Below are 5,961 nucleotides of genomic sequence, written 5' to 3'. Positions count from 1 at the left end.
TACGAATCTTGGACGATTGGTATAGAAAGGATATATAAGTGATTGAATAATAGTATAATACGACTATACAAAAAATGGTAAAAAGAAGGTTTCGAGGCGAAAGAAAGAGGAATAGGCACTAGGCCTTAGGCCATAGGCACTAGGGGATAACATTCCTCTTTACACATACCCCGCTCTCGCGGACTTCCTCAAAGAGGGCGAATGTAGCGACTCTCTTATTCAGTAAGCCCCCGAACCCCCGAAGGGGGACAAGCTGGAAAAGCTGACAAACCTCCCCTAGCCCTCTCCAAAGGGGGAATGTAGAGACGGGAATTATATCGGTTGTGGTTTTACCTTTTAGCTTTTACCTGCATAAACTTTGCGTTAAACATTCTTAAAAGATTCTTAATTGATGCTTAAAATTTCACAGGAGTAGCGCGATGACATAGGGAATGTGAAGGAGAATTATATAACGAAAAGTATATAATTTTCAGCGAGTTATAACAGAAAGCAGGTAGAGATATTGAGTAAAGGTAACAGGAGAGTGTAAAAAAAATGGACAATTAATTTTGTGTAGATATTTCTTTTTTGTATCTTTGCACCGTGTATAGTACCCAGTGGGTATGATTTATAGTATTTTTAGCAATGTTTTAATTCGTATTTTAAAATGAAAGTAAGCAATTTTTTTAAATACATAAGTGTTTTTCTGCTTTTATACTTCTTTGGTATTGAGGGGGTACAAGCACAGTTAAATAAATTAATTTCTGCAAAAATGAAATTCTCTTTTGCCTGTGTAAGTGCAACTAATAATGGAAAAATTCCTAATCCTAATAATCCAAACGACCCATATGGGTTTAAAGTTAAGGTGCATTGGTCGCCTCCTTTCCCGAATGCTGATAACAAATATATATTTGAGTTATCTGACGCTAATGGTAATTTTGATAATCCTGTTGTATTACCTTATGAAACTAATGGTATTCCAAAAGGAAAGACAGAAAACAATGTTCAAACTTTTGATGCATTTCTAACTTTTCCTAAGAACTTAAATGGTAAAAAATACCGAATTCGTGTACGTACTACTAATCCTGTAAGTCAATTAATAGCCACTATTGATAATAGCCCAAAACAAGAATTTGAAGCTCATTATATGAATGTAGATCAAGCGCTAAGAACTACTCCCTCAGGTAATGTAAGACTTTGCCCCGGTCAATCATTAGATATATCAGTAGCACAAATTTTTACTAGTTTTGGAAGTACAAACATTTCTGATTATACTTATGTTTGGTATAAAAAAACTCCCGGAAGTGGAGGAATAGGCACTCCTATTCCAAATCAAACAGGACCAAAACTAACTGTAACCGAAGAAGGTGGTTACACGGTTGCTATTGACTATGGTGGAGGGTGTCTTGGTGAAAACAAATCAAAATCGAATACTATTACTGTAAGACTTACAGGCGGTGGGCAGTCGTTGGTGTTGAGTAGTTCGGCTACTGAGATATGTAGCTCAGAAAGCTTTACCCTTACGGCTACCCCTGCGGGCAATGAGACTTACACGTGGTATCGCGACAATACTAAGTTGGGTGAAACTAATGGGGTGGCTACCTATGTGGTGTCGCCCCCCAATAATCTTCCAGGTAAATACCGCGTGCAGATAGGTAACGGCAGTGCCTGCGATGTGCGCTCCAATGAAATAGAAATAAAACATAAAGATGCTATTAAAGCTAATATTACTACCACGGGTGGCAATGTATTGTTACCCAACAAACAGCGTACCCTCAGCATAAACACCACTGCCCAAAATCCTTCGTACAAATGGTTTAAGGACGGGGTGGAAATACCGGGGCAAACTGCCAATACTTATGTAGCCACCAGCGCAGGCAAATACAAAGCCCAAGTAATCCAAACGGGCAGTTGTGCCTCGACGGTAGAAACTGAGGAGTACGAACTTAAAGCCCCTGATAGCTTCAAGGTGAGCATCAAGCCTAAAACTTCTTATCAGCCCTGCGAGACGAACAGCATAGACCTCACGGTAGACAAAATCACAGCCGTATCGGGTGCTACTGAGCTTGCAATAGACCCGAGCGACTATTCGTTTTTCACTTTTCAATGGCAAAGAGAAACGGGCGGTACATTTACCGATATCAATACCACGCAAGAAATCACCCTTAACAGCGCTACCCAAAACGGCAAATACCGTTTAAAAATAACGGCTTCGGGGTTTCCTGCCATTCCTGAATCGAATGTATTAGATATTCAATTGCAGGACAGCAATGCGTTGCGCATTAACAACAGTGTAGACAATGTGGATTTTTGTGGAGAAGTGTATACGCTTACGGTTACCACTGGTGCCGACCCTACGGCTACTTACACTTGGTTTAAAGACCGTGCGCAGATAGCGCAAGGGGTAGGAATGACTGAATATGGGGTAACTACCACAGGAGTGTATTACGCTACCATAGGCGGTACGGGCGGAGGTTGCCCCGCTACGTCCAACTCGGTAGTGGCAAAGCGCACCGTTATCACAGCGCGTTGGGCGGAAGATATGAACACTCGCGAGATTTACTACCCTGCAAAAACTACGGTACTGAAAATATCGCACAATATGACCAACCCTACTGTGGAATGGAAGAAAAACGGCACCGTAATAACAGGCGTTACGGGTGTGGAATATACGGTTACTGATACGCCTGTATCGGCTGACGTATACGAAGCAAAAATCACCGATGGCGGTAGGTGTGGTACAAGTATCAGCCTTACCCCTATTTACTTTGAAACCATTGCTGATATTAAAGGTGTGAGAGTAGGAACGGTAGCATCTACCAACTGTGAAACCCGTACGCAAACCACTCTTGAAGTACAAAAAATAACCGTACAGCTAAGCAGTAGTGGAGAACAGGTGGAAGTAAAGAAAATAGATTACCAATTCTTTAACTTCCAATGGCAAAAAGACAGTAACAATGTGCCAGGCGAAACCCGACAGCAGTTTGTCGTGTCGCGCGCAGGCAACTCAGAATCGGCTAAATATTCAGTGCGGGTTAGTTATGGTACGATTATCAAGACTTCGGACGAAAAACCAGTAGCGTTTACTCCTATCCCCGATTTTGAAATATCGTCGGCTGACGGTGCGAAGGGAACAGTATACCTTTGTCAAGGAGGAACTATTAGTCTTACCGTAGCTGCTGATAGCTTCGACCCTAACTCATCAATAGCCGATAGTTTTTCATACGTATGGAAGAAAGTAACGAGTGCCAATTACACTAACGACACTCCCATAGGCAGTGAAAACCCTACGGCAAGCGTGAACGAAATAGGCGAATACTATTTAGAAATTAACAACGGCGGTTGCCCTAAACGCGCTCATATACAAGTGAAGAACTACCAAGTAGGCGGTTTGAAATTGAGTTTAATGCGCGACAGTCAAGGCACTGCTCCTGTGAAACAAGTATACCAAACCAGTACAGCACGAGAGCGCAAGTTCGACGTGCGTATAGGTGATAGATTAGTTGCCGAAGGAGGTAATAAATTCAGCTGGACAAAAGACGACGGCACGGTGAAATACGGCACAACTTTGGAGGTGACCTCTGAGGATATGTCGGGTTCTTATACACTGAAAGAGGAGTCGTGCGTGGCAGCAGGCGAGAACATATTGCCTTTTGAACTGAATATCTACCAAGTGGTGGAAGTGCCTAATGTGGTAACTCCTAACGGCGATGGTATTAACGATAAGTGGGAAATACCGTCGGTATACCTCACTCCGAAAGTGAAGGTAACGATATACTCACAAGAAGGTAAAGAAGTACTCTCGACAAACAACTACCAAAATAATTGGCCTGATGAGCGTACTTTCAATGACCTTGGCAAGCGTGCGCTTATCTATATCTATACCCTCAAAGGTGAGATTACCGAAAACGGCGAAACGAGAAGCGTGGATAAGAAAGGAACCATTACAATACTTAAATAAGAATTGACGATGAAGATAGTACATAACATAACGATAACAGTGTTGGCGCTTAGTGTTCAGTTTTTATTTGCACAAAGTGATGGTAATTACCTACCCTACGAAATGCCTGGACATACGGCTGTAAAATACAACACCTACCTAATGAACCCTGCGTTTCCAATATTTAGCAAGAATGAGTCGCAAATTACCTTCTTTCATCGCAACCAGTGGATGGGCTTTAAGGAAGATAAGTTCAATACCTTTGGGCTCTCTTATGGTAAGAAGTGGGGTGGCGATGCAGGTAGAAAGAATGATTACTACGATGGCAACAATATGGCACACGGGTTAGTTTTCCAACGTACAGCAGGGATATTTGCCAATATAGGTATACTAGGGAACTACGTACATCAAGTAGAGATATCAGATGATAACTTTTTGCGCTTAGGGCTAAACGTAGTGTTTGCCCGCAGTAGTATCGACAGAAATAAAGTGCGCGTAAACGTGCAAGACCCTTTGATAGAGAATGCGAAACCTACGAGTATCATCAACTTACAACCAGGGGTAGATGTAAACTTTAACTTCTGGCATTTTGGTATTACCGCGGAGAACCTCTTAGACTATTCGTTTTCGGCAGGAGAAATGGCAGTGCCTTTTAATGAAAAGTCGCTCACCGCTCACGTGATGTATCGCAAAGAGTTGGATTCTCGCAGTGATTTCTTAGAAGATGGTTTTTTCAGTATATATGCTAAGGCTAAGAGAACCAAAGATAATTTTCAAATGGGCGGACACGTGATGTTGGACGTTCCTCTGGGTTGGGCTTACGCCGGTTATGACCAAAAATATGGAGCTTTCGGTGGCTTAGGCTTCAACGTGACTAACCACTTGAGCGTAGGATTTGGCTACGAACAAACCATTGCTAATTATGTAGCTGAATTGGGTGGTAGTTATGATGTGGTAGTTTCTTATCAGTTTGGTGGCAAACATCACATTAAGAAACCAATTAAGACCACTCCTACTGAACCTATTGTGGTAACGCCTCCAACTCCTAAGGTAGTAACTCCTACGGTAACAGAAACAAAAACACCTACGGTAGAAACTCCTAAAACAACAACTAAAACACCTACTGTTCAAGAAGAATTAGACAAGCGCATAAGAGTGGTAGAAGACCCAAAAATAGAGGGTATAGCACAAGGCTATTATGTGATTGCAGGAGTATTCCAAAATCCTAAAGGAGCTTACCAAATGAGACGAGATATAGAGAATTTAGGTATCAAAGTATTCACATTTAAGAATAAAGAAAATGGTATGCACTATATCTATATTGATAGAGCCTATGAATCGCGCGGAGAAGCAGGTGAAACATTGCTCAACTTGCTGAAACGTCCTGAATTTAAAAACTCTAACATTTGGGTACTAAAAGTAGGTAACTTATAAAGCACATTTTAAGTAATATAAAAACTATGCTTTGCAATAGTAAAGCATCGTTTACTTCTAGAAAAGAAACATAAACTAAAAAAGAAAATATATGGAGAGTAACTTTTTGAAAATAGCAATATGCCTTATAGGACTATTAGCTTTACAGGCTTGTAGCACTGTAGATAGCCATAGATATTCTCACGGGAAAAAAGCAGCTACAAAAACTGCGAATATAAAAACAGGCATATATAAGACGAATGTAACAGCTACCTATTATCACGATAAGTTCAATGGAAGAAAAACTGCTAGTGGGGCTGTATTTAGCAATAGTAAGCTCACCACGGCACACCCCTCGTTGCCTTTTGGTACTCAACTAAAGGTTACCAATCGGATAAATGGCAAATCAGTAGTTGTTACTGTTACTGATAGAGGCCCCTTTACCAAAGGGAGAGAACTCGACCTCTCTAAACGCGCCTTTATGGAAATCACTGACAATAAAAACAAAGGATTGATACAGGTAGATATAGAGATTGTAGAATAAGGAGTTTTACTCCTTATTTTTTTGCATTATTAGAAATAAGCAAATAAAAAAAAGAGCAATTCTTTATCAGAATTGCTCTTTATAA

3 protein-coding genes are annotated in these 5,961 nt (G+C 40.9%); all 3 read left to right on the top strand.

Annotation, left to right across the window (positions count from 1 at the left end):
* The first annotated feature begins 646 nt into the window (after positions 1–646).
* The 3 genes from HMPREF9072_RS00120 to HMPREF9072_RS00110 all read left to right on the top strand — a co-directional run bounded on the left by HMPREF9072_RS00120 (position 647) and on the right by HMPREF9072_RS00110 (position 5,876).
* On the top strand, positions 647–3,940 hold the full coding sequence (locus HMPREF9072_RS00120) for a gliding motility-associated C-terminal domain-containing protein (protein WP_009409910.1): 3,294 nt from the start codon (positions 647–649) through the stop codon (positions 3,938–3,940).
* Positions 3,941–3,949: 9 nt separating this feature from the next.
* Positions 3,950–5,353, top strand: coding sequence for a PorP/SprF family type IX secretion system membrane protein (locus HMPREF9072_RS00115; protein WP_009409909.1), 1,404 nt, complete (start codon positions 3,950–3,952; stop codon positions 5,351–5,353).
* Positions 5,354–5,444: 91 nt separating this feature from the next.
* Positions 5,445–5,876 (top strand): septal ring lytic transglycosylase RlpA family protein, encoded by a 432-nt coding sequence (locus HMPREF9072_RS00110; RefSeq protein ID WP_009409908.1) that lies wholly within the window; start codon positions 5,445–5,447, stop codon positions 5,874–5,876.
* Positions 5,877–5,961: the final 85 nt, after the last annotated feature.

Source organism: Capnocytophaga sp. oral taxon 324 str. F0483 (assembly GCF_000318315.2).
Taxonomy (GTDB): Bacteria; Bacteroidota; Bacteroidia; order Flavobacteriales; family Flavobacteriaceae; genus Capnocytophaga; species Capnocytophaga ochracea.
This window is presented reverse-complemented; position numbering and strand designations above follow the sequence as displayed.